We start from the raw sequence: 23,078 nt of genomic DNA, 5'->3' as shown, positions 1-23,078 counted from the left end.
TTTCAACGGGCCACGGCCGGCGGTGGGCCGCCGGACCGTAGCAAGGCCACGCCGCGACGGCACCTTGCGGCGCAGCAGTGGTCACGGCAAACGGCGGCGCGCATCGATGCGCGCCGCCGGCGTTGCTCAGAACTTGTAGCGCACGCCGAGCAGGAACTGGCGGCCGGTTTCGGTGTACTGCAGCGGCAGACGGCCGGTCGCCGGCGAGTACACCCACTCGTCCGACGCTTCGTTGGTCAGGTTGATGCCTTCCAGGCTCAGTTCCAGCTGATCGCTGATTTTGTAGCGGATCGAGGCATCAATGACCGTGGTACCGGTCATGCCGTGGTAGCCGTCCAGGTTGAAGCCGGTTTCCTGGCCGGGTACCTGGGTGAGGTAGTCGTCGCGGTTGGTGGCCGAGACGCGACCGGCAAAGGTTTCGCCTTCGTAGAACAACGTCGCGTTCCAGGACGACTTGGACAGCCCCAGCAGATCGTTCTTCATCACCGGCTGGCCGGCCGAGTTGATGTACTGGATCTTCGATTCCACCCAGGTGTAGTTCAACTGCACACCGAGGTTGGACCACTTGCCCGGCAGGAAAGTGAAGGGCTGCGTGTAGTTGGCTTCTGCACCGTACAGTTCACCACCGGGGGTGTTGACCGGGCGGGTGAAGGTGAAATCGTCGGTGGGCGAGGCGCCGGTACCGATCAGCAGTTCGGCGGGCAGGCCGCTGTCGGTGTACGGGCGGTTCTCGCGCAGGGTCTGCACGGAGGTCTCGATGTCCTTGTAGAACAGGCCCAGGCCGGCCATCGCACCTTCAGCGAAGTACCACTCGAAGCCCAGGTCGACGTTGGTGGCGCGCGTCGGGTCCAGGTTGGGATTGCCGCTGGAGATGGTACGTGCACCGCCGGCCACGGCCACTGTTGCACCGGGCGTCAGGCTACCCAGGCCCGGACGGGTCATCACCTTGGCCGCGCCCAGGCGGATCAGGAAATCAGGCGTGACCTCGGCCACCAGGTTGAACGAAGGCAGGGTGTCGTCGTAGGTGCGGGTGGCGGTGGTCGAGGTGGTGCCACTGGCCAGCGTGGAAAGCCCGGTGGACGACTGCTTGGTGCGCACGTAACGCACGCCGACGTTGCCCGACAGCGGCAGCGAGCCGACCTCGGTGCTGAACTCGCCCATCAGGTACACACCGCGATCCTTCTCTTCCACGCTGCGCACGTTGTTGGCGCGCGGTGCGACGGCGTAGATGCCGCTGTTGCTGTAGATGTCGAACTGGTCGGCGATCGCGTCCAGGTTAGGCACCACCCAGTTGGACGGGTTGCCGTTGATGCCCTTCAGGCCGGCGGGGCTGGTCATGTCCACCGGCACGATGCGGCTGCCGTTGGCGAAGGTGGGCACGGCCAGTTCGCTGGCGCGGCGCAGCTCGGTGGTCTTGAACGTGTAGTCCTTGGCCAGCACGCCGCCCTTCAGTCGGAAGCCGGGGCTGATGTTCCAGTTGAAGTCGATCTGGCCGGTGTCGAAATCATTGTCCACGTACTGCGGGCGCAAACGGATTTCGGCCAGCTCCCAACCATTGGGATCGGTCGGGTCGATGCCGTAGTTGAGGATCGGGAAACGGCTGTTGCCACGGTAGTCGTAGCTGTAACCCTTGACGTCGTACTTGTCCATGATGACCGTGGTCTGCACCGGGTTCTCGTGCCTGGAGCGCGAGATGCCCAGCTTGCCGGACACGGTGAAATCATCACCGAAACGGTGCTGGCCGTTCAGGCTGATCTGCTTGAACTCGGTACTCCACTCGTCGTGGCGGTTCTCGGTGCGGATGTCGACGTTGTCGAATTCGCCGTACAGCAGCGCACCGTTGCGGATCTCGCCGTTCTTGACGATGGTGCTCGGCTTGCCGACCAGGCGCGGCGTGCTGCTGCTGCCACGGCTGAAGGAGATCGCTTCGATGTACTGCTCATCGCGGGTGGCATCGATCTTCGAGTACAGCACGTCCAGCGAGACTTCGGTGGCGGTGCTGGGCTTCCACTGCAGCGAGCCGGTCACGCCCAGGCGCTTCTGCTCGTGCTCCATCTGTACATAGCGCGGGAAGCGCGGGTGGAAGACATCGGCCGCACGCGCTGCGGCAAACGGTGAGGACGCGGCGAAGTTGCCGTTGCTGGGGCCATTGGCCCAGCGTCCGGTGTTGGAGCCCTCCTCCAGCACCTGGCGCTCGGAGTAGGCCACCGACAGCAGCGCGCCGAAGGTGCCATCGGCGAAGGTGTTGGAGATCAGCGCGGCCAATCGCGGGTCGGCTTTTTCAGCCATCTGGTTGTAGCCGGCCTGGCCACTGGCGGCGAAGGTGAAGCCGTCATAGTCGAACGGGCGCGCGGTGCGCAGGTCGACCGTGGCGCCCAGCGATCCTTCTTCCACGTCGGCCGAGGCCGTCTTGCGAACCAGCAGCTGCGAGAACAGGTCCGAAGCGAACACATTGAAGTCGAAGCCACGGCCACGGTTGGTACCGCCGCTCTGGTCACCGGCACCCACGGTGGTCAGCGCCTCCATGCCGTTGATGCGCACGCGGGTGAAATCCGGGCCTAGCCCGCGCACCGAAATGTTGCGACCCTCACCGGCCTCGCGGGTGATCACCACGCCCGGGATGCGCTGCAGCGATTCGGCCAGATTGAGGTCGGGGAACTTGCCGATGTCCTCGGCGACGATGGCATCGACCACGCCGGCCTCGCCACGCTTGATGTCCAGGGCTTTCTCGACGCTGGCGCGGTAGCCGGTGACATTCACCGTGTCCAGGTCGGTAGCGGTCTGCTGCTGGGCGGTCGCGTTTGCCGACAGGGCCAGTGCAACGCCCATCGCCAGCAAGGTAACCGGTGTCTTTTTTCCATGGATCCGAGATTGCATGCCTTTCCCCTCTCCCAAAGGTCTGGTATCGCGGCTGTATAGCGGAATGACACCGCTGGTCAAAGCCGACGTTAGCAGCACGATTGGGATCGGGCATCTTGCACCGCAACAGATCTGTAATGTCTCCAAGATGCTTGCGGGACAATGCTTTCGACATCATGACCAAGCACGTTCAAGGCAAACTCGGTCTAGAATGACACCGATAGTCAATTGCCACGCCCCTCGCGTGGTCCACCTACATGCCATGCAGTGTCCCATGCTGGTGGCGCGCGTGAAGGAGCTGATATGGGTCGTATCGTCTGTTTCGGTGAGCTGTTGCTGCGCTTGGGCGCGCCCGGCCACGAGCTGCTGCTGCAATCGCCACAGCTGCAGGTTCATGTGGGTGGCGCCGAGGCAAACGTAGGTGTCTCGCTGTCCCGGCTGGGACATCACGTGGCGATGGTGGGTGCGGTGGCGGGCAATCCGCTGGGTGCCCATGCGCTGGGCGAACTGCGCCGGCACGGCGTGGATACCCGTCATGTGCGCGAAGTACCGGACGCACGCATGGGGCTGTACTTCCTCACCACCGGCGCGGTCCAGCGTGCCAGCGAAGTGGTCTATGACCGCGCCGATTCGGCGTTCGCGCGCAGCACCGCGGCTGACTATGACTGGCCCGCGCTGCTGCAGGGTGCACAGTGGCTGCATGTATCCGGTGTCAGCCCGGCACTGGGACCGGAGGTGGCGGCCGCCACGCTGGCGGCGGCATGCGCGGCTCGACAGGCCGGTGTCCGGGTCTCCTTCGACGGCAATTTCCGGCCCCGGCTCTGGCAGCGCTGGGGCGGAGATGCCCAAGTGGTGTTGCGCGAGCTGTTCGCGCAGGCTGACATCGTGTTCGCCGACTATCGCGACATGGAAGTCGTATTGGGCACGCGCTTCAGTCAGCCCGAGGTGATGGAGCGGATCGACGCGGCTGCAACCGCCGCGTTCAGTGCATTCCCGCAACTGCAATGGATGGCATGCACACAGCGGCAGGTGCTGAGCGTGGACCATCATGCGATGGGCGCGTTGCTGCTGGGTCGTGACGGGACGCGCGCGCACGCCCCGCCGCGCCATCTGCAGGGCATTGTCGACCGCATCGGCGGCGGTGATGCCTTCGCGGCCGGCATCCTGCATGGCATCCTGTGCGGCCTTGATGCCGACGCCACCGTGCGTTTCGGCCTGGCCGCCGGGACGTTGAAGCACTCCATTCCCGGCGATTTCAATCCTGTCAGCGAAGCTGACGTGCTGGCCCTGTTGGGCGAGGAGCGATTCGATGTCCGCCGCTGATCCGCGCCTGCGCGCGCTGCTGAAGCTGGCACCGGTGATTCCGGTGTACACCCCCGAAGATGTGAATGAAGCGGTCAACGTGGCCCAGGCGCTGTTCCGCGGCGGCCTGCCGGTGATCGAAGTGACCCTGCGCACGCCGCAGGCACTGGATGCCATCAAGGCGATGGTCGAGGCGGTGCCGGATGCGGTGATCGGTGCCGGCACCGTGCTCAACGCCGCGCAGATGCAGGCGGCCAGGCAGGCCGGCGCGCGTTTCGCGGTGTCACCCGGTGCAACGGCGACGCTGTATGCGGCGGCGCGCGATGCCGACCTGCCGTACCTGCCTGGCGCTGCCACGGCTTCGGACCTGATCCTGGGCCTGGAGCACGGCCGTGACACCTTCAAGTTCTTCCCGGCAGTGCAGGCCGGCGGTGCCGCGCTGCTGGCGGCCTGGCACGGGCCGTTCGCCGACGTGCGCTTCTGCCCGACCGGCGGCATCAGCGCGCAGACCGCGCCGCAGTTCCTGCACCTGCCCAACGTGCTGTGCGTGGGCGGTTCGTGGCTGACCACCCCGGCGCTGCTGCAGACCCGTGACTGGGACACCATCGAGCGCCTGGCCCGCGAGGCCTCGGTGCTGGCCAGCTGAACCGGCGGCACGAATCGTCAAAGGTTTGATCGTGATCAAAGCGCCGGCCCCGGGCCGGCGTCATTCTGTGGGCAAGCGCACTACGGAGATCCGGACATGAATCCAACCATGAAGGCCGCTGTCGTGCGTGAGTTCGGCAAACCACTGGTGATCGAGGAAGTCTCGGTACCGCGCCCGGGGGCGGGCGAGGTACTGGTCAAGATCGAGGCCTGCGGCGTCTGCCACACCGACCTGCACGCCGCCGAGGGCGACTGGCCGGTGAAACCGAACCCGCCATTCATCCCCGGCCACGAGGGCGTGGGGCACGTCGTGGCCGTGGGAGGCGGGGTAGGGCACGTCAGGGAAGGCGACAGGGTCGGCATCCCCTGGTTGTACTCGGCGTGTGGCCATTGCGAACACTGCCTGGGTGGCTGGGAGACGCTGTGCGAGACGCAGCGCAACACCGGTTACTCGGTCAACGGCGGCTTCGCCGAGTACGCACTGGCCGATGCCAACTATGTCGGCCTGCTTCCGAAGGAAGTGGGCTTCGTCGAGATCGCGCCGGTACTGTGCGCCGGCGTGACCGTCTACAAGGGCCTGAAGGTCACCGACACCAGGCCCGGTGACTGGGTGGCGATCTCCGGCATCGGCGGCCTCGGCCACATGGCGGTGCAGTACGCCCGTGCGATGGGCCTGAACGTGGCCGCGGTGGACGTGGATGACAACAAACTGGTGCTGGCGCGGCAGCTGGGTGCCCAGGTCACCGTCAACGCACGCACCACCGATCCGGCCGCCTTCCTGAAGAAGGAGATCGGCGGTGCCCACGGTGCGCTGGTCACAGCCGTTTCGCCGAAGGCATTCGAGCAGGCGCTGGGCATGGTCCGGCGTGGCGGTACCGTCTCGCTCAATGGCCTGCCGCCGGGCAACTTCCCGCTGGATATCTTTGGCATGGTGCTCAACGGCATCACCGTGCGTGGCTCGATCGTCGGCACCCGGCTGGACCTGCAGGAGTCGCTGCAGTTTGCCGCCGAGGGCAAGGTCGCCGCCACGGTCAGCACCGATCGCCTGGAAAACATCAACGACGTGTTCGCGCGCATGCACGCGGGCACCATCGAAGGCCGCGTGGTGCTCGACTTCGCCGCCTGACCGCCTGTGCATGGCCGCCGGTGCACCGTACCCCTCTCCCACGGGCACGGCGGCCATGCCGATCCACCGGTAGCGCCGGCCGCTGGCCGGCAAGCGCAGGCGCTTTGCGCAGCCGTACAATGCGCGCATGCCCGGCCTGCTCAAGACCCTGTTCCTGTCCATCGTCGCCCTGATCGGTGGCGTACTGTCGCTCGCGCTGGTCAGCAGCGTCGCCAGCTGGCTGCCACCGCTGCTGGGCCTGTCGCCAGGCAACAACAGCGTGCAGCTGGGCTGGGACCTGGCGTTCAGCGTGCTCGGGGGCGTCGCCGGCATCTCCTTTGCCACTTATTACGCGCCCTGCTGGCCGCGCTCGCATGGCTTCTCGATCTGGTCGCTGATCGCGCTGGGCTGCGGCTACGCGGTGTGGAGCGTGGGCGCGGATTTCCCGATGTGGTTCGTCGTTTCCCTGCTGGTCTCGCTGCCGCTGCAGCTGCTGGTGGGCTGGTGGTTCGGTCGCCGCGCATCGCGCGATCCGGACTGAGCGCATGCAGGTAGTGCCGGCCGCTGGCCGGCAACGGTGGGATGCCGAGGTTGCCGGCCAGCGGCCGACACTACCGCTTCAGCGGCGGCAGCGTCTGCTTCAACCGTTCGATGCCCTGCCAGGGGTCACCCTTCAGCCGTTTCGCACGCGCCAGCGCCCTGGTCATCGGGAACGCATCGGCGGCGGTCACCTTCGCCAGTTCCTCCCAGCGCAACGGCACCGCCACGCCAGCGCTCGCGCGCGCCCGCAATGACCACGAACACACGCTGGTAGCCCCGCGCGTGTTGCGCAGCCAATCGATGAAGATTACCCCGCTGCGCTTCGCCTTGCTCATCGTCGCTACGTAGCGATCAGGCTGCTGCAGTGCCATCGCCTGCGCGAACGCCTCGCAGAACGCCTTGGCCTCCTCCCAGTCCCCCTTCGGCTGCAGCGGCACCACCACGTGCACGCCCTTGCCGCCAGACAGCCGCACGAAGCTCTGCAGGCCGATCTGCAACAGGCGATCGCGGACATCACGCGCCCCGGCTTTCACCTGCGCCCAGCTCACGCCGTCGCCGGGGTCGAGATCGAACACCAGACGGTCCGGATGCTCCGGGTCGTCTACCGTCGCACCCCACGGATGCAGCTCCAGCGTGTTCATCTGCACCAGCTGGAGCAGCCCACGCGCGTCGTCGATGTAGACGTAGTCCTCGCGACCACTTTTCTGCTGCAGTGGCACCGCATGCACGGCGTCACCCAAGCCGGGGCCATGATGCTTCTGGAAGAAACAGGCCTTGCCGGCACCGTCGGGGCAACGCAGCAGCGACAACGGCCTGCTGGCAATCTCCGGCAGGATCCAGCGCGCCATCTGCCGGTAATAGTCGGCCACGTCGCCCTTGCTGAGTTTCTGATCCCGGAATACCACGCGTTCGGGGTGCGTGATCTGCACCTCGCCTGCGGCGTCCACGTCTGCAGCATTCACTTCCAGATCCTCCACCTGCTTGTCGTTGCGCAGCCGCTTGAAACTAGCCTGGCGCAGCAGCCCTTCCTTGCCCCAGCCACGGAAGGCGACCTCGGCCACCACCAGCGGCTTCACCCAGCGCACGCTGGACGCACCGAACGGCACATGCGCCGGCAACGGCAGTACGGGGGACTTCACCGCCAGCGGCTGCAGTGCCTTGTGCAGCGCGCGCAGGCTTTCATCGTCGAAGCCGGTGCCCACGCGACCTACATAGCGCAGGCCGGCCTTGTCCTGCGCGGCCAGAAGCAACGAGCCGAATCCTACCCGCGAACCCTTGGGTGCCGTGTGCCCGACGATCACGAACTCGTCGGTGTCCTCGTGCTTGACCTTGACCCAGCTGCGCGCACGGGCATTCACATACGGAGCATCCACCTGCTTGCTCACGATGCCCTCGAAACCCGCTTTGCCACTGGCAGCGAACACCTGTGGCCCGTGATCGATCACATGCTCACTGAAGGCGAGGATGCCGGGTACATTGCCCAGCAGCGTTTTCAGCAGCGCCTTGCGTTCCAGCAAGGGCGCGCGGCTGACATCGGTACCGGCAACACCTGGCAGGTCGAAGACGATGTAGCGCAGCGGCTGTTTCGAACTGCCGTCGATCACCCGTTGCAGTGCTGCGAAGTCACTGCGGCCCTGCGCATCCAGTACCACCAGTTCACCGTCCAGGCGCGCGTCGCGCACCGGCAGCGCCCGGATGGCCTGCGCGACTTCGGGAAAATCGGCCGTCCAGTCCAGGCCATTGCGCGAACGCAGTTTCACTTCGCCATCGTGCAGATCAGCCAGCAGTCGATAGCCGTCCCACTTGATCTCATGCAGCCAGTGCTCGCCATCCGGCGCGCTGTTGCGGTGATCGGTCAATTGCGGTTTGAAGGCGCGGGGGTAGGGCGTGTCGCGTGCGCCGTCCAGTTTCAGCGCGCGCGCATGCCAGCGTGCATCGGCCTTGCGGGTAGCCCTGCGTGCGGCCGGTGCAGCGCGCTCTGTCCTTCCCGCCGTGCGCGTCTTCGCCGCCGATGAGCGTTTCGGCACGGGCGCTTGCAATAGATCGTCCGCTTCGGCATCGCGCGCTTCCTCATCATCGCGCTTGATCAGCAGCCATTGCACCTGACGCCCCTTCATCGCCGTGCGCACCAGCTTCCAAGCGCCGGCCAACCGCTGCCCGTGCAGCACGAAGTCGATCTTGCCCGCCGCCAGCGCCTGCAATGGATCACCTTCGCAGGCCCAGGTGCCGTGATCGAAGATCTCCACGTGGCCGGCACCGTAATGACCTTCGGGGATGTCTCCTTCGAAGCCGGCGTAGGACAGCGGATGGTCTTCCACTTCCACCGCCAGCCGCTTCTCGCCGATGCGCAGCGAAGGCCCCTTCGGCACGGCCCAGCTCTTCAGTACACCGTCCATTTCCAGGCGGAAATCGTAGTGGCGCGAACTGGCGTGATGCAGCTGGATGACGAACGTTGGCCGTCGCTTCGGGTCACCGTGGGCGGGGGTGTCGTCTGGCTCCGGCGTCTGGCCGCTACCCCCGCCGAGGCGACGCTTGCGCCGGTACTGGTGCAGCGACATGGCTCAACCTGCCTTGCGCCGCGTGGTCTTCTTGACGGCCTTCCTGGTGGCCTTCTTTGCCACCTTCTTCGCAGGTGCCTTGCGGGCCGCCGTCTTCTTCGCCGGTGTGCGCGTGTTCGCATCCAGGCTCTTCTGCAGCAGTGCCATGAAGTCGACCACGTTGGTGGCCGCATCCTCATGCGGTGCCGGCTCCTCTTCCACCCGGGTGGTGCCGCCCTTGGACTTGATGCGCTTGTTCAGCACCTGCTGCAGGCGCTCGCGGAATTCGTCGTGGTACTGCGAGGGGTCCCAGTCGCCGGCCATCGACTCGATCAGCTGTTCGGCCATTGCCGATTCCTTGCCAGTGATGCGGTAGTCGGAGAGTTTTCCGGTGGGCAGCGCGTAGTCGTCCGGATCCACCAGCTCCTGCGGGTAGCGCAGGATCATCAGCACCAGCGCGTCTGCCTGCGGCATCACCGCGCACAGATACTCGCGCGTGCGTACCACCACCCGCGCGATGCCCACCTTGCCGGTTTTGCGCAGCGTCTCGCGCAGCAGCACATAGCCCTTCTCCGCCTTCTTGCCTGGCACCAGCAGATACGGCTTCTCGTAGTAGCGCGGATCGATCTGCGCTGCATCCACGAACGATTCCACTTCCACCGCTTCGTGGCTTTCCGGCGCGGCCGAGCGGATATCGCCTTCCTCCAGCACGACATAGCTGCCCTTGTCGTACTCGTAGGCTTTGACGATGTCCTTCCAGGGCACTTCCTCGCCGGTATCGGCGTTGACCCGCTCGAACCGGATCGGTTTGCGATCACGCGAATCGAGCATGCGGAACTGCAGGTCGACCTTGCGTTCGCCGGACATCAGCGACACCGGCACGTTGAGAAGACCGAACGACAGCGTGCCGGTCCAGATTGGGCGGGCCATGGAGATACCTGTGACGGGGCAGGGGACAGCCAGCTTCAGCCCGGCGATGTAAACCACCCGTGTCGGTGCCGTGCACGTGGGTTCTACGCAGATGCGGTAGTGCCGGCCGCTGGCCGGCAACCCCAGAAAACTCCAGGCAGCGAACCTCTGCCGGCCAGCGGCCGGCACTACTGCAGTAGTGGCCGCACTGCTGCTGCCGGAATATGGTCCAGCGCGCGCCAGGCGTCTTCCACCACCGGCCGTGCCTGCGACCAGTTCAGCCGCGACTGTCCGCGCATCTGTTCCCAGTGCTCGGCCAGTTCCTCGCAGGTATCGGCGGCGTCACCGCGCGGCCAGTCGGCGGCGTGGGTGGTCAGCGCGAAGGCATAGACCGGGCATAGATCACGCCAGTTGCGATGACCGGGCCCGCGACGCTCCTCGTAATCGCTGAGCATGTACTGCAGGTAATCCTGCGCCACCGCCTGCGGGTCTTCGTGGCGACGCGTGCGGCGCTGCGCGGTGCGCTGGCCGAGCGGATCCAGCAGGGCGTTGAACACGGACGGTGCGGGTCGTTCAAGACGGGGCATGGCCGGCTCCTGCAGCGGGGGCGGGTGGGCAGGAATACGCGCGGTGCCGTTACCAGCGGGTGAGCGAGATGTTCATGACGCCAGGTTCGCGGCAGCTTTACCTGCGCCGCGGTGTAGTGGGAGCCCCCGAGCGCAGGCAGCCAGACCATGAGCCGTGAAACCTCCCGAGACCCGCTGCGGGAAAACCACCCGCCCATTGCCGGCGAGCAGCGTGGCAAGCGCGACGCCGACACTGCCGACTACCGCGGTACCGGGGCCCCCTTCTTCGATGCCGCGCAGGGCGACGACCACCTGCCGGTGAAGCATGAGGCTGAACAGGCGGCCCAGGACCGCAAGGACGGCGGCGACCGCCATCGCGGTGGGCAGGAAAGCCCGCTCAAGCGCCGCGAGCGCAAGCAGCGGGCCAGCGACAACCAGGATGAGGCACTGGAGGAAACCTTCCCGGCCAGCGACCCGACCTCACCGTTCGTGCCGGCCAAGGCACCTGATTGACGGGTCGTGCCGCCTAGCGCCACGACCACTGCAGTCCCACGCTGGCCCGCCGCCCCGGTCCCGGCTCGTAGAAGCGGCCGTTGCCGTCGTTGACGATCACCGAGCCGATGTAGGCCTGGTCCAGCACGTTCTCCAGCCTGGCGAAGGCACGCAGCTCGCCGCCGGGCAGGGCCCAGCGGCGACCACCTTCCAGATGCAGCACGGCGAAGCCCGGCGCGCGCTCGGTGGCCACGTCGTTCACCACCGTGTCGCTGCTGGCATTGGCTTCCAGCGCCCACTGCCAGTCACCCGGCGTCCACTGCAGCCGGGCAAACGCCTGCTGGCGCGGCACGCCGGGCAGGCGGCTGCCGGTGGTAACCACGGTATTGGAGGTCAGGTAGGGCGAGCGCACCTGCGCCTGCAGCCAGGTCCAGGCCAGCTGCAGTTGCAGCTGCTCGGCCAGCGGCTGGCGATACTGCAGCTCCAGCCCTTGGCGACGGGTGCGGCCGATGTTGCGGTACGTGCTGCGTCCACCGATGTTGCTGGCAACGGCCAGCTCATCGTCGGTACCTGCACGGAACAGGCTGACATCAAGCTGGGTTCCATCCTGTGCGTGCCACTTGCTGCCCACTTCCACGGAGCGGCTGCGCGCGGCCGCGAGATCCAGTGCCAGTCCCGCCTGTCCGTCGGCGCGATAGCCCAGTTCGTTGAAGGTGGGCGTCTCGAAGCCGCGGCCCACAGCAGCATGCAGGCGCCACCGCGGGCTGGCCTCGAAGCTGATGCCGGCCACCGGCGTGGTCGCCCGGTAGCGGCGGTGGCCGCTGTCGGCCGGGTTGCGGCCGGTGATGTAGCGATCGTCCGATTCGAAGCGCACGATGCTGTGGCGCACGCCCGCCAGCAACGACCAGCGCGGGCTCCATTGCCACCAGGCCTGCGCGAACTGGTCCACGTTCTGCACGATGTCGATCTGGTCGCGGCGCAGCTGCCCGCGTACGCCCAGCGTACTGCCGATGAAGTTCTCGTAGCCGGTGCGGTGCTGGCGCTGGCGGTCGGCACTCAGCCCGGCCACCAGGTCCAGCGGCCGTCCGGCGAGATCGCCGTGCCAGCCCCAGCGCGCATCCAGCCCGCCGTAGCCTCCGTCCAGGTCGATCACCCCGCCCGCATGCAGGGGATTGGCCTGGGCCGCCGGCGGAATCGGCAGGTACTGACGCACCGCGCGCTGGCCGGCATAGCCCATCAGCTGCCAGCGCTGCGCGCCGGCCTCGCGGGTCCAGCGCAGCCCGGCCTGCTGCTGGCGCACCGATTTGCGGGTGTTGTACTGGTGTGCCACGGCGGTGGCCTGGCGCGGGTCCGCCGCCACCTGCGCGCGGGTCAGGCCCAGCGGGTCCTGCGCATCGGGCGCATCCAGCGCATTGAGCAGCAGCTCCAGCCGCCCACCGCCCAGGTCACCGCCGATACGCGCGTTGAGCGATTCACGGCGCGCGCGGCTGTGGTCACGCCAGCCATCGGTACGGAAGTGGTTGGCGGCGATGTTGTAGTCCAGCCCGTGGCCTGCACCCTTCAGTTGCGCGCCGACACTGAGCGTGTTGTCGGCGCCGGCATTGAGGCGCAGCCGCCATGGGTCGCCGGCCTGGCCCTGTGCGCTCCACACCTGCAGCACGCCACCGGAGGAGTTGCCATACAGCGCCGAGAACGGTCCCCGCAGCACGTCGATGCGCTCGGCGCCGAGCACGCTGGCATGCGACAACTGACCCTGGCCGTCGGGCATGGTCGCCGGTACCCCGTCGATCAGCACCCGCACCCCGCGCACACCGAAGGTCGAGCGCGCGCCGAAACCGCGGATCGACAGCTGCGTGTCCTGCGCGAAGTTCTGCCGGTCGCGCGCGATCAGGCCCGGCACCCCGCCCAACGCCTCGGACAGCTGTGCGCCGGCGCCAGCGCGGCCGGCGCCGATCCAGACCGTGTCCAGGCTGGCCGGCAGCGCGAACGGGTCGATGCCCGGCACCCGCGCGGCCTGCACCTGCACGGCAGGCAGGGCGGTGGGGGCGGGCTCGGCCATGCTGGCAAATGGCGACAGCAGCAGGGCGGAGAGCGGCAGGCAATGGCGGCGTGCGGCAGGATTCATGATTCAGGTTGATGGATCGGGCGGCAACGCACGCCATGGTACGGGCCCGGGGATGACGATGGCGGCGGCCAGCCCCGGCAGGCTTTGTTACGATGGGCTGTTTCCGGCTGGAAAGCCGCAAGCCGCGTGGCGCAATTCCTCCCCCTTTCCGTCTACCGAACGAGTACCGCCGTGTCCTTCTTTGCAAACGTGGAACTGGTCCCAGGCGACCCGATCCTGGGCCTGACCGAGGCGTACAACGCCGACAGCCGCCCGACCAAGGTCAACCTGGGTGTGGGCATCTACTACGACGAGAGTGGCCGCATTCCGCTGCTGCGCGCCGTCAAGCAGATCGAGCAGCAGCTCGCCGCTGAAGCCAAACCGCGCGGCTACCTGCCGATCGATGGCCTGCCGGCGTACACGCAGGCCACGCGCGAACTGGTGTTCGGCAAGGACTCGCCGCTGCTGGCCGCCGGCCGCGTCACCACCGCGCAGACGGTGGGTGGCAGCGGTGCGCTGCGCGTCGGCGCCGACGTGCTGAAGAAGCTGCTGCCGCACGCCACCGTCGCGCTGAGCAACCCGAGCTGGGAAAACCACCGCGCCGTGTTCAGCGCGGCCGGCTTCGAGGTGGTGGATTACACCTACTTCGACCCGACCACCCATGGCGTCGATTTCGACGGCATGCTGGCCGACCTGGGCAAGCTGCAGGCCGGCACCGTGGTGCTGCTGCACGCCTGCTGCCACAACCCCACCGGCGCCGACCTCACCCTCACCCAGTGGAAGCAGGTCGCGCAGCTGCTGAAGGACAAGCAGCTGTTCCCCTTCATCGACATGGCCTACCAAGGCTTCGACAAGGGCATCGAGCAGGACGGCGCCGCCGTGCGCATCATCGCCGAAGCCGGCATCGACAGCTTCATCGTCGCCAACTCGTACTCCAAGTCGTTCTCGTTGTACGGCGAACGCGTGGGTGCGCTGTCGATGGTCGCCCCGACCGCCGCGGACGCCAAGGCCGTGCAGTCGCAGGTCAAGCGCGTGATCCGCACGATCTACTCCAGCCCGTCCACCCATGGTGCCGCGCTGGTGGCCGGCGTGCTGACCAACCCGGACCTGCGCGCGATGTGGGAGCAGGAACTGACCGAGATGCGCGAGCGCATCCATGCCCTGCGCCAGGGCCTGGTCGAGAAGCTGGCCGCTGCCGGTGCACCGCAGTTCGGCTTCATCAACGAGCAGGCCGGCATGTTCTCCTACTCCGGCCTGAGCCGTGAGCAGGTCGAACGCCTGCGCGACGAGTTCGGCATCTACGCCGTCGGCACCGGCCGCATCTGCGTGGCCGCGCTGAACCAGAACAACCTGGAATACGTCGCCAAGGCCGTGGCCACCGTCGCCAAGGGCTGAAGCAACGCTCCAGTAGCTTGAAGACAAAGGCGCCGAAAGGCGCCTTGGTTTTTGCTTCTGCTTTGCCTTTGCCTCTGCCTTTGCCACACCCTCCGCGCTCGTGGCGAACCCTGAAGCGCAGGGCGAGGTACACCGTGGACAGGACCGTGAGGCGCATGGATGCGCCGACCGAGCCCCCATGGGTGAGGGCGCTTTATCTGCGAGGCATGCCTCGCAAGCGCCCGAACGCCCAGCCGCCAGCGGCTGGGCCGGACCACGGAGTGGGGTTTACGGCGTGTCCTGGCCACGGTGTACCTCGCCCTGTGCCTCCATGAAGGAAGGCGCCACGAGCGCAACGCCTCTGGAAACGATTACGCCTTCCCGCGGTCACGCACGCCCCCGCCAGACCGGCGACAATAGGCGTTTTCCCGCTGCCGAGACCTGCCCGCTCATGTCCCGTACTTCGTTGACCCGCTTCCTGATCCAGGAACAGCACGCCGGCCGCATCAACGCCGACCTGCGCCAGCTGATCGCGGTCGTCGCCCGCGCCTGCACCAGCATCTCCATCGCCGTCAGCAAGGGCGCCCTCGGCGGCGTGCTGGGCGAGGCCGGGACCGGCAACGTGCAGGGCGAAGCGCAGAAGAAGCTGGACGTCATCAGCAATGAGATCCTGCTCGAAGCCAACGCCTGGGGCGGCCACCTCGCCGCCTGTGCCTCGGAGGAAATGGACCACAGCCAGCCAGTGCCGGACATCTATCCGCGTGGCGACTTCCTGCTGCTGTTCGATCCCCTCGATGGCAGCTCCAACATCGACGTCAACGTCTCGGTCGGCACCATCTTCTCGGTGCTGCGCTGCCCGACCAACGTCGAACTGCCGGGCGATGACGCGTTCCTGCAGCCGGGCAGCAAGCAGATCGCCGCCGGTTACTGCATCTACGGGCCCAGCACCCAGCTGGTGCTGACCGTCGGCCACGGCACCCACGCCTTCACCCTGGACCGCGAGAAAGGCGAGTTCGTGCTGACCACCGAGAACATGCAGATCCCGGCGGCCACCCAGGAATTCGCCATCAACATGTCCAACCAGCGGCATTGGGAAGCGCCGATGCAGGCCTACGTCGGCGACCTGCTGGCCGGCAAGGAAGGCGCGCGCGGCAAGAACTTCAACATGCGCTGGATCGCCAGCATGGTCGCCGACGTGCATCGCATCCTGACCCGCGGCGGCATCTTCATCTACCCGTGGGACAAGAAGGACCCGTCCAAGGCCGGCAAGCTGCGCCTGATGTACGAAGCCAACCCGATGGGCCTGCTGGTCGAGCAGGCCGGTGGCGCTGCCTGGACCGGCCGCGAGCGCATCCTCGATATCCAGCCCGACCAGCTGCACCAGCGCGTGCCGGTATTCCTCGGCTCGCGCGAGGAAGTCGCCGAAGCCGTGCGCTACCACCACGCGCACGACGACGCGCAGGGCTGAGGGCCGTCACCCGACAACGGTCATGGCAGATCGATGACATGACCGTGGGGTGACACCACGGGCGGCAAACGGCACCATCTAGCCATTGCCGCCTAAGGAATGCACGCATGCACGAGCAGGGCCCGGTCGATTTCATCGAAGTCATCCACAATGCCGTCCCCAGCGACGTCTGCGCGGCGATCGTCGAGCGCATGCGTGCAACGCGTGGCCTGCTGCCCGGTGCGGTGGGCAGTGGTGTGTTCCCGGAACTCAAGCACAGCAAGGATCTGCGCATCAGTGGACTGGACGGCTGGCAGGATGTCGACCAGCAGCTGCAGATCGCAGTGTTCAACGGCCTGCTGACTTATCTACGCCGTTATCCACAGGCGTTGATCGCTCCGCTGATGTTGCAGATCCAGGACAGCAATGGCCAGCCGCGACGCCTGTCTGCCGAGGACTTCCCCGACATGCCGCCGCAGCAGCTGGCCGACCTGGCCCGCACCTGCCTGCGCCCGGGCGCGATCAACCTGCAGTGGTATGCGGCGGGCGAGGGCGGTTACCCGTACTGGCACTGCGAGCTGTACCCGAAGGATGCCCAGGCCGAGACCCTGCACCGGCACGTGTTGTGGACGCTGTACCTCAACGATGACTTCGAAGAGGGCGAAACCGAGTTCCTGTTCCAGGGCCGCAAGATCGCCCCGCGCACCGGCAGCCTGCTGATCGCCCCGACCGCGTTCACCCACACCCATCGCGGCAACCGGCCGCAGGGCGGCGACAAGTTCATCGCCACCAGCTGGATCCTGTTCCAGAGCGCGCAGAAGCTGTTTGGAGCGTAGGGTCGAGCTTGCTCGACCCTACTCAGAACAACGAGCCCTGCGGCGAATCCTTCTTCGGCGGCAGCGGCTTCTCGAACCGGCTGCAATCCAGCTTCGGCCAATGGCTGTTCTGCGCATTGAACCCGAGGCGCTTGCGCGCCAGCTTGAAGCGGTTGTTCAACAGGTCCGCATACACGCCTTCGCCGCGCATGCGCGTGCCGAACTGGCTGTCGTAGTCCTTGCCACCGCGAAGCTGATGGATGGTGCTCATCACGTGCGCGGCGCGATCCGGGTGATGGGTGTCCAGCCAGTCGCGGAACAGCGGTGCCACTTCCAGTGGCAGGCGCAGCAGCACGTAGCCGGCGGTGCTGGCGCCAGCGTCGTGTGCGGCCTCCAGCACGGCTTCCAGTTCGCTGTCGTTGATCCATGGAATCACCGGCGCCACCATCACCCCGACCGGAATACCGGCCTCATGCAGCCGCTTCATCGCGCGCAGCCGTGCATGCGGTGCCGATGCGCGTGGCTCGAGCTTGGCCGAGAGATGCGGGTCCAACGAGGTCACCGAGAAATGCACGCTGACCAGGTTTTCCGCGGCCAGCGGCGCGAGCAGATCGATATCGCGCTCGACCAGCGCGTTCTTGGTGATCAACGAGAACGGATGTTTCGTCTCCAGCATCACTTCGATCAGCTGGCGGGTCAGCTTGAACTTGCGCTCGATCGGTTGGTACGCATCGGTGTTGATGCCCAGCGCGATCGGCTGCGGCAGGTAACCCGGTTTCGACAGTTCCTTGCGCAACAGTTGCGGCGCATTGATCTTGGCGAACAGCTTGGTCTCGAAATCCAGGCCCGGCGACAGGTTCAGATAGGCATGCGAGGGGCGCGCAAAGCAGTACGAGCAGCCATGCTCGCAGCCGCGATACGGATTCACCGACTGGCTGAAGCCGACGTCCGGTGAATTGTTGCGGGTGATGATGCTGCGTGCGGTTTCGGCGCGCACCTCGGTGCGCAGGCGCGGGGCGAGGAACTCTTCGCTCTCATCGACGGCCCAGCCATCATCCACCGCCTCGCTGACGGTGCTTTCAAAGCGCCCTGCAAGGTGGGACGTGGAACCTCGGCCCTTGATCGCAATACCCATGGACGCAGGGTACGCCGCGATCGTCTCAACGGCTGCGACGGCCGCCTGAAGGATTCAGGACGGTGCAGAGTCGAGCATGGCTCGACTCTGCACGGGGAGGGGTCAGAGCAGCGCCAGGTACCCGCGCACGGTGGCATCCAGGCCGTCATACAGCGCTTCACCGATCAGCGCGTGGCCGATCGACACCTCCAGCACGTCCGGCACGTGGGCCAGGAAGTCGCGCAGGTTGTCCTGCGACAGATCGTGGCCAGCGTTGACGCCCAGGCCGACGGCCTGCGCGCGGCGTGCGGCGGTGGCGAACAGCGCCAGCATCGCCTCGGCGTCGCCGGCGGCGTGTGCCTCGGCGTAGGGGCCGGTATACAGCTCGATGCGGTCTGCGCCGACTTCAGCTGCCTGCTCCAGCAGTGGGTTGCCGGCGTCAACGAACAGGCTGACCCGGCAACCCATTGCTTTCAGTTCGGCGACCAGCGGGCGCAGGCGCTCGGCGTCGCGCTCGAAGTCGAAGCCATGGTCGGACGTGATCTGGCCATCGCCGTCCGGCACCAGGGTGGCCTGTGCCGGGCGGGTCTGCGCGCACAGCGGCAACAACCCCGGGTAACCCTCGCGTGGCGGTGCGAACGGGTTGCCTTCGATGTTGAACTCGACGCCGCGCGCGCGGGTCAGCGTGGACAGGGCCAGCACGTCCTCGGCGGTGATATGGCGACGGTCCGGCCGCGGGTGCACGGTGATGCCATGCGCACCGGCATCCAGGCAGGCCTGGGCGGCGCGCACCACGTCGGGTTCGGCGCCGCCACGCGAATTGCGCAGGACGGCGATCTTGTTGACGTTGACGCTGAGCTGGGTCATGGAACGGTACTACTTGGAAAGAGGGGACGGATCGTGGTCGTTGCCGTCATCGTTGCGGCGGGCCTGTGCCTGTTCGCGCAGGTGGCGCAGTTCCTCGGCATCGACCAGGGTGGCAGGGTCGCGCTGCAGGTCGCCGAAGCGGGCCACGTATCGGCCACGTACCCAGGCCAGCAGGAAGGCGAGGGCCGCCAGCAGGCACACGGTCATCAGCCCGGGGCTGGGGGTCTTCAGCGCAAAGGCGAAGCAGCCCAGCGCCAGCAGCAGGTACAACCAGTACATAGTCGGGCTCCCGGATGATCGCCGCAGTGTAGCGCTGCGTCAGAGCAGCGGCGAGGCCAGCCGCGCGAACGCCTCGGGCAGGCGGTGCAGCCACAGCGAGCGGCCGGCCTGGTCGTGCACGCGGGTGGCACGGTCGAATTCGCCCTGCAGCAGCTCGGCCAGGGCGGCGACGCGGTCACGGTCGCTGATCATCATCGACAGCTCGAAGTTCAGCCGGAAGCTGCGGTGGTCGAAGTTGGCACTGCCGACGATGCAGACATCGTCGTCGGCGATGAAGGCCTTGGTGTGCAGCATGCGCGGGCCGTACTCATAGATCTTCACGCCGGCATGCAGCAGCTCGTCGAAATAGGAGCGCGCAGCCTGGGTGACGAACCAGGAGTCACTCATCTTTGGCACCAGCAGGCGTACGTCCAGGCCGCCCAGCGCCGCCGAGGTCAGCGCCATCCGCGCGGCCTCGCCGGGCACGAAGTAGGGCGTGACCAGCCAGACGCGTTCGTGCGCCTCCTGGATAGCGGCCACATGCAGGCGGTGAATCGTTTCCCATCCCGAGTCGGGCCCGGACACCAGCACCTGGGCGTTGATCGGGCCGTCCGCGCGCAGCGGCATCTCGGCCGGCCACAGGCGCGCGATGTCGAAGCGCGAATGGTCCTGGCCACTGGCGTACAGCCAGTCCTCGGCGAATACCAGCTGCAGGCTGCGCACCACGTGACCGCGGATGCGCATGTGCAGGTCACGGTAGGCGTCGGCCCTGCGGCTCTCGTCTTCGTCGTCGGTGATGTTGATGCCGCCGGTGAAGGCCAGGCGGCCGTCCACGATCACCAGCTTGCGATGGGTGCGCAGGTTCAACCAGGGCCGCTTGAACGGCTTCAGCAGTTGCCGCGGATGGAACCAGATCGCTTCGCCGCCTGCATCCAGCAGCGGCTGCAGGAAGCGGCGGGGCAGGGCGGAAGAGCCCACCGCATCGAGCAGCAGGCGCACCTGCACGCCGGCACGGGCACGTTCGACCAGGGCATCGCGCAGCGCAGTGCCTGCGTGGTCCGGGTTGAAGATGTAGTACTCCAGGTGCACGTGGTCGCGCGCCTGTGCGACGGCTTCCAGCAGGGCTGCGTAGGTGGCGGCGCCATCCACCAGCCAGGTCACTTCGGTGGCGCTGCTCGGTGCCAGCCCGGTGGTTGCCTGGGCGATCTTGGCCAGCTCGGTGCAGTCGGCATCGGGTGGGCAGACGTCGCTGTAGTGCTCCATGCCCGAACGCGCACGGCCACGACGCAGGCGCTGCCGCTTCACCTTCTGCGGGCCAAGCAGGTAGTAGATGAAGAGGCCCAGGTAGGGCAGCAACGCCAGCGACAGGATCCAGCTCAGCGTCGCGACGGGCTCGCGCTTCTGCAGCATGATCCAGCCTGCCAGAGCGAACAGGTACAGCAGATAAGCCACCGCCAGGATCGTGCCGAGGTGGGCGATGCCGTCGAGCCAATGGCGCAGGGAGTCGAAGAGGGCGAGCATCCGCCGATCATAACGGCCCGGGCCGTCAGGGATAAAAAAAGACGCCCCTGTTTCCAGGGGCGTCTGCAGTCGCGTCATGACTGTTGTGTTGCGGTGTAGCGATTACTGCTGCACAAAACCGATCTTCTTCATCTGAGCATTCTTCGCGGCGGCCAGGACCTTGGCCATCACGTCGTACTCGGAATCCGGGCTGGCGTCGATGCGCAGTTCCGGCTGGTTGGTCGGGTCACGCTGGACCTCCTGCTCCATCCGCTGCTGCAGCTCGCCGGTATTGATCGGGCTGTTGTTCCACGAGACCTGGTTGCTGGCGTCGATCTTCAGCTCGATCGGCGGCGGCGGTTCGACCAGCTGCGGCGGTGGGTTGAGCACGCGCTGCGGCAGGTCCACGGCGATCGGGTACGTCATGATCGGCGCGGTCACGATGAAGATGATCAGCAGAACCAGCATCACGTCCACGAGGGGCGTGACGTTGATGTCTGCCATGGGGCCCTTGCCACCACCACTACTGAATGCCATGGCTTATTGCCCCTTTTCTTTGGTCGCGACGAAGCCGACGTCCAGCATGCCCTGCTCCTGCGCAACCTTGGTCAGGTCGTTGATGACGCGCATCTTGGTGGTGCGGTCACCACGCAGGTTCAGCGGCGGCTGCGGGGTCTGCTGGGCGGCGGTCGCCAAGCGCGACTCGAGAGTCTGCTTGTTGATTTCTTCGTCGTTCCAGTAGATCGAGCCGTCTTCCTTGACTGCCAGAGTGATCGGGCCGGCACGCTTTTCAGCGTCTTCCGGCTTCTGGATCAGGTTGGCTTCCGGCAGATCCACCTTGACCTTGTGGGACATCAGGGGCGCCGTGATGATGAAGATGATCAGCAGCACCAGCATCACGTCCACGAGGGGCGTAACGTTGATGTCGGCCATGGGGCCGCCGCTGTTACCACTACTGAAAGCCATAACGGGCTCCGTCTAGATCGTGTTGACTACGTTCTCGCTGGGTACAGCGCGTCGCAATTAGCGGACGCGCGAACCGGTGGCGAAGAAGTCGTGCAGGTCGTGCGCGAAGGTATCGAACTTGCTGATGGTCGCGCTGTTGACCTTGCTGAAGAAGTTGAAGGCGAACACGGCCGGGATTGCGACGAACAGACCGATCGCGGTCATGATCAGCGCTTCACCCACCGGGCCGGCAACGGCGTCGATCGAAGCGGAGCCGGTGGCACCGATCTTGATCAGCGCGCCGTAGATGCCCCACACGGTACCCAGCAGACCGACGAACGGAGCGGTCGCACCGACGGTCGCCAGCAGGGTCATGCCCGACTGCAGCTTGTTGCTTTCGCGGGTGACGGCCTGGCGCAGGGCGCGGTCGACGAACTCCGAACGGCTCAGGTTCTCACCGACGCCGCCGGTGGCACCGCCTTCAGCGCGCTGGTGGTGGGCAGCTGCCTGGGCAGCGTCCAGGGCGATCTTCGAGAACGGCTCGGATGCCGGCTGTTCTTCCATCGCACGGATGGCGTCCTGTGCGTTCGGGGTGTCCCAGAACAGGCTGACGACGCGATCAGCAGCGCTCTTCAGACGAACCGAACGGAAGATGTTGATGACGGTCCAGTACCAGGACATGGCCGACATCACGATCAGGGTCAGCAGCACGACCCAGGAAACCGCGAAATCACCCGGCTTGGTGGTCATTTCGTGGATCAGGTGCTCGAAGCCCATCTGCGACAGGGCGTTGGACGGATTGCCCCCGGCAGCAGCGGCGATGAAAAGTTCCTGCAGCATGACGCTTACCTTTGTTGTGTGTGGTGATAAAGGGTGTAGCTAAGCTAAACAATCGAACCGTGAGCGGGGGGTGGCCGGCGGCCACCCGGCCCATCAGTTCAGCGCAAAGTTGACCGGGACGCGAACGCGACCTGCCGCCTTCTTACCGCCAGATTCAGCGGCGTTGAAGCGCCACTTGCGAGCTGCTTCCATCGCAGCACGGTCCAGGTCGCGGTTACGGCTGGACTTTTCCACCGTGACATTGGTGACGTTGCCGCTGGCATCGACATCAATGATCAGGATCACTTCGCCCTGGATACCGGCGCGGAAGGCTGCCGGCGGGTAGCGCGGCGGATTCATGGCCTTCGACGAGATGTCCACGCTGGCCTCGATCGAGGTCGGCGGTGCCGGCGGCGACGGCGGCGACGGCGGGGTGACGATGTCGTTCGGGCGCGGTTCCGGCACGTCCACGACCGGCGCCTGCGGCGGCGGCGGGACCGGCGACGGCTTCGGCGGCGACAGATTCTTCACCGGCGGCGGCGGAGTATCTGTCGGCGGCGGCGGCGGCGGCGGCGGGGGCGGCGGCGGCGGTGCGTCGACGATGGTCACCATGACGTTGCGCTCCTTCTCCGCAACGGCCTTGGGAGCCACGGCGGGGATGAGGAGCATCATGAAGGCGGCCAGATGCAGGGCAATTACAAACGCGATGCCGACGATGCGAGGCCAGCTCAGCCCCTTGTCATCGGGTTGTTCGTACCGGTGAACGACTAGTTGTTCCGTCATGCGCCAAGAGCTCAATAGTGGGGCCGGGATGCCGGGGGCGGAATCCCTGATCAGCGGTGCATGACACCGCAGGAACCTCCAAGCTTATACCAATCCT

Annotated in this window: 21 protein-coding genes; 8 read left to right on the top strand and 13 right to left on the bottom strand. The window is 66.5% G+C overall.

Going from position 1 to position 23,078, the window contains the following annotated elements; all coding sequences use genetic code 11:
- Positions 1-126 precede the first annotated feature (126 nt).
- A complete protein-coding gene (locus AC5P7U_RS06115; RefSeq protein ID WP_049456673.1) occupies positions 127-2,877 on the bottom strand; it encodes a TonB-dependent receptor in 2,751 nt (916 codons plus the stop codon).
- 285 nt (positions 2,878-3,162) lie between these two features.
- Between AC5P7U_RS06115 and AC5P7U_RS06110 the strand changes: the two genes are divergently transcribed.
- The 4 genes from AC5P7U_RS06110 (at position 3,163) to AC5P7U_RS06095 (ending at position 6,452) form a co-directional block, all read left to right on the top strand.
- A complete protein-coding gene (locus AC5P7U_RS06110) occupies positions 3,163-4,182 on the top strand; it encodes a sugar kinase (RefSeq protein WP_004153355.1) in 1,020 nt (339 codons plus the stop codon).
- On the top strand, positions 4,169-4,807 hold the full coding sequence (eda, locus tag AC5P7U_RS06105) for a bifunctional 4-hydroxy-2-oxoglutarate aldolase/2-dehydro-3-deoxy-phosphogluconate aldolase (protein WP_197564511.1): 639 nt from the start codon (positions 4,169-4,171) through the stop codon (positions 4,805-4,807). Before AC5P7U_RS06110 ends, eda begins: the two co-directional genes overlap by 14 nt.
- Positions 4,808-4,903: 96 nt before the next feature.
- Entirely contained in the window at positions 4,904-5,932 is a 1,029-nt protein-coding gene (adhP, locus tag AC5P7U_RS06100) for an alcohol dehydrogenase AdhP (protein WP_004153350.1), read from the top strand.
- 127 nt (positions 5,933-6,059) lie between these two features.
- The gene (locus tag AC5P7U_RS06095; protein ID WP_308309560.1) at positions 6,060-6,452 is read left to right on the top strand and encodes a hypothetical protein; all 393 of its coding nucleotides are present in this window, start codon (positions 6,060-6,062) and stop codon (positions 6,450-6,452) included.
- A 70-nt stretch (positions 6,453-6,522) separates the two neighbouring features.
- Here the strand turns inward: AC5P7U_RS06095 and ligD are convergent, their stop codons facing one another.
- The 3 genes from ligD to AC5P7U_RS06080 all read right to left on the bottom strand — a co-directional run bounded on the left by ligD (position 6,523) and on the right by AC5P7U_RS06080 (position 10,484).
- Complete coding sequence (gene ligD, locus AC5P7U_RS06090; protein WP_414554840.1) at positions 6,523-9,009, bottom strand: DNA ligase D; 2,487 nt, start codon at positions 9,007-9,009, stop codon at positions 6,523-6,525.
- A gap of 3 nt (positions 9,010-9,012) precedes the next feature.
- The gene (gene ku, locus AC5P7U_RS06085; RefSeq protein ID WP_004153346.1) at positions 9,013-9,918 is read right to left on the bottom strand and encodes a non-homologous end joining protein Ku; all 906 of its coding nucleotides are present in this window, start codon (positions 9,916-9,918) and stop codon (positions 9,013-9,015) included.
- A 167-nt stretch (positions 9,919-10,085) separates the two neighbouring features.
- A complete protein-coding gene (locus tag AC5P7U_RS06080) occupies positions 10,086-10,484 on the bottom strand; it encodes a hypothetical protein (protein WP_004153345.1) in 399 nt (132 codons plus the stop codon).
- A 147-nt stretch (positions 10,485-10,631) separates the two neighbouring features.
- Between AC5P7U_RS06080 and AC5P7U_RS06075 the strand changes: the two genes are divergently transcribed.
- Positions 10,632-10,976 carry a hypothetical protein gene (locus AC5P7U_RS06075; protein WP_004153343.1) on the top strand — a complete coding sequence of 115 codons (345 nt, stop codon included), beginning with the start codon at positions 10,632-10,634 and terminating at the stop codon, positions 10,974-10,976.
- 13 nt (positions 10,977-10,989) lie between these two features.
- Here the strand turns inward: AC5P7U_RS06075 and AC5P7U_RS06070 are convergent, their stop codons facing one another.
- Positions 10,990-13,080: a TonB-dependent receptor family protein gene (locus AC5P7U_RS06070; protein ID WP_495220872.1), complete on the bottom strand. Its 2,091-nt coding sequence runs from the start codon at positions 13,078-13,080 to the stop codon at positions 10,990-10,992.
- Between the two features lie 171 nt (positions 13,081-13,251).
- On the opposite strand from AC5P7U_RS06070, the gene AC5P7U_RS06065 reads away from it, so the two are divergent.
- The 3 genes from AC5P7U_RS06065 (at position 13,252) to AC5P7U_RS06055 (ending at position 16,716) form a co-directional block, all read left to right on the top strand.
- A complete protein-coding gene (locus AC5P7U_RS06065; RefSeq protein ID WP_495220870.1) occupies positions 13,252-14,454 on the top strand; it encodes an amino acid aminotransferase in 1,203 nt (400 codons plus the stop codon).
- 430 nt (positions 14,455-14,884) lie between these two features.
- Positions 14,885-15,901 (top strand): class 1 fructose-bisphosphatase, encoded by a 1,017-nt coding sequence (locus AC5P7U_RS06060; protein ID WP_049457829.1) that lies wholly within the window; start codon positions 14,885-14,887, stop codon positions 15,899-15,901.
- Positions 15,902-16,008: 107 nt separating this feature from the next.
- A complete protein-coding gene (locus AC5P7U_RS06055; RefSeq protein ID WP_008265923.1) occupies positions 16,009-16,716 on the top strand; it encodes a 2OG-Fe(II) oxygenase in 708 nt (235 codons plus the stop codon).
- A gap of 22 nt (positions 16,717-16,738) precedes the next feature.
- Here AC5P7U_RS06055 and AC5P7U_RS06050 read toward each other — a convergent pair whose 3' ends face one another.
- From AC5P7U_RS06050 to AC5P7U_RS06015, 8 genes are all read right to left on the bottom strand, one after another.
- Positions 16,739-17,830, bottom strand: a complete 1,092-nt coding sequence (locus tag AC5P7U_RS06050) for a PA0069 family radical SAM protein (protein WP_495220868.1) — start codon at positions 17,828-17,830, stop codon at positions 16,739-16,741.
- A gap of 102 nt (positions 17,831-17,932) precedes the next feature.
- Positions 17,933-18,676, bottom strand: coding sequence for a pyridoxine 5'-phosphate synthase (locus tag AC5P7U_RS06045; RefSeq protein WP_049457826.1), 744 nt, complete (start codon positions 18,674-18,676; stop codon positions 17,933-17,935).
- Positions 18,677-18,685: 9 nt separating this feature from the next.
- Positions 18,686-18,955, bottom strand: coding sequence for a hypothetical protein (locus AC5P7U_RS06040; protein ID WP_004153332.1), 270 nt, complete (start codon positions 18,953-18,955; stop codon positions 18,686-18,688).
- 39 nt (positions 18,956-18,994) lie between these two features.
- Positions 18,995-20,455, bottom strand: coding sequence for a cardiolipin synthase (gene cls / locus AC5P7U_RS06035; RefSeq protein ID WP_053508105.1), 1,461 nt, complete (start codon positions 20,453-20,455; stop codon positions 18,995-18,997).
- Positions 20,456-20,557: 102 nt separating this feature from the next.
- Entirely contained in the window at positions 20,558-20,971 is a 414-nt protein-coding gene (locus AC5P7U_RS06030) for an ExbD/TolR family protein (RefSeq protein WP_004153330.1), read from the bottom strand.
- A 3-nt stretch (positions 20,972-20,974) separates the two neighbouring features.
- Complete coding sequence (locus tag AC5P7U_RS06025; protein WP_040006786.1) at positions 20,975-21,400, bottom strand: ExbD/TolR family protein; 426 nt, start codon at positions 21,398-21,400, stop codon at positions 20,975-20,977.
- Positions 21,401-21,457: 57 nt separating this feature from the next.
- A complete protein-coding gene (gene exbB, locus AC5P7U_RS06020) occupies positions 21,458-22,219 on the bottom strand; it encodes a TonB-system energizer ExbB (RefSeq protein ID WP_008265438.1) in 762 nt (253 codons plus the stop codon).
- 93 nt (positions 22,220-22,312) lie between these two features.
- A complete protein-coding gene (locus AC5P7U_RS06015; protein WP_008265902.1) occupies positions 22,313-22,981 on the bottom strand; it encodes an energy transducer TonB in 669 nt (222 codons plus the stop codon).
- Between the last annotated feature and the right edge of the window lie 97 nt (positions 22,982-23,078).

This window comes from Stenotrophomonas sp. YJH_SMC_57, assembly GCF_059369755.1.
Note: the sequence above shows the minus strand (reverse complement) of the source record. Positions and strands in the feature narration are given on the sequence as shown.

Coding starts and splice junctions, on each gene's coding strand:
- cls (WP_053508105.1), bottom strand. CDS start 20,455: ATGCTCGCCCTCTTCGACTCCCTGCGCCATTGGCTCGACGGCATCGCC.
- AC5P7U_RS06070 (WP_495220872.1), bottom strand. CDS start 13,080: ATGAATCCTGCCGCACGCCGCCATTGCCTGCCGCTCTCCGCCCTGCTG.
- AC5P7U_RS06040 (WP_004153332.1), bottom strand. CDS start 18,955: ATGTACTGGTTGTACCTGCTGCTGGCGCTGGGCTGCTTCGCCTTTGCG.
- AC5P7U_RS06050 (WP_495220868.1), bottom strand. CDS start 17,830: ATGGGTATTGCGATCAAGGGCCGAGGTTCCACGTCCCACCTTGCAGGG.
- ku (WP_004153346.1), bottom strand. CDS start 9,918: ATGGCCCGCCCAATCTGGACCGGCACGCTGTCGTTCGGTCTTCTCAAC.
- AC5P7U_RS06025 (WP_040006786.1), bottom strand. CDS start 21,400: ATGGCTTTCAGTAGTGGTAACAGCGGCGGCCCCATGGCCGACATCAAC.
- AC5P7U_RS06095 (WP_308309560.1), top strand. CDS start 6,060: ATGCCCGGCCTGCTCAAGACCCTGTTCCTGTCCATCGTCGCCCTGATC.
- ligD (WP_414554840.1), bottom strand. CDS start 9,009: ATGTCGCTGCACCAGTACCGGCGCAAGCGTCGCCTCGGCGGGGGTAGC.
- AC5P7U_RS06055 (WP_008265923.1), top strand. CDS start 16,009: ATGCACGAGCAGGGCCCGGTCGATTTCATCGAAGTCATCCACAATGCC.
- exbB (WP_008265438.1), bottom strand. CDS start 22,219: ATGCTGCAGGAACTTTTCATCGCCGCTGCTGCCGGGGGCAATCCGTCC.
- AC5P7U_RS06080 (WP_004153345.1), bottom strand. CDS start 10,484: ATGCCCCGTCTTGAACGACCCGCACCGTCCGTGTTCAACGCCCTGCTG.
- eda (WP_197564511.1), top strand. CDS start 4,169: ATGTCCGCCGCTGATCCGCGCCTGCGCGCGCTGCTGAAGCTGGCACCG.
- AC5P7U_RS06015 (WP_008265902.1), bottom strand. CDS start 22,981: ATGACGGAACAACTAGTCGTTCACCGGTACGAACAACCCGATGACAAG.
- AC5P7U_RS06030 (WP_004153330.1), bottom strand. CDS start 20,971: ATGGCATTCAGTAGTGGTGGTGGCAAGGGCCCCATGGCAGACATCAAC.
- AC5P7U_RS06115 (WP_049456673.1), bottom strand. CDS start 2,877: ATGCAATCTCGGATCCATGGAAAAAAGACACCGGTTACCTTGCTGGCG.
- AC5P7U_RS06110 (WP_004153355.1), top strand. CDS start 3,163: ATGGGTCGTATCGTCTGTTTCGGTGAGCTGTTGCTGCGCTTGGGCGCG.
- AC5P7U_RS06060 (WP_049457829.1), top strand. CDS start 14,885: ATGTCCCGTACTTCGTTGACCCGCTTCCTGATCCAGGAACAGCACGCC.
- adhP (WP_004153350.1), top strand. CDS start 4,904: ATGAATCCAACCATGAAGGCCGCTGTCGTGCGTGAGTTCGGCAAACCA.
- AC5P7U_RS06075 (WP_004153343.1), top strand. CDS start 10,632: ATGAGCCGTGAAACCTCCCGAGACCCGCTGCGGGAAAACCACCCGCCC.
- AC5P7U_RS06045 (WP_049457826.1), bottom strand. CDS start 18,676: ATGACCCAGCTCAGCGTCAACGTCAACAAGATCGCCGTCCTGCGCAAT.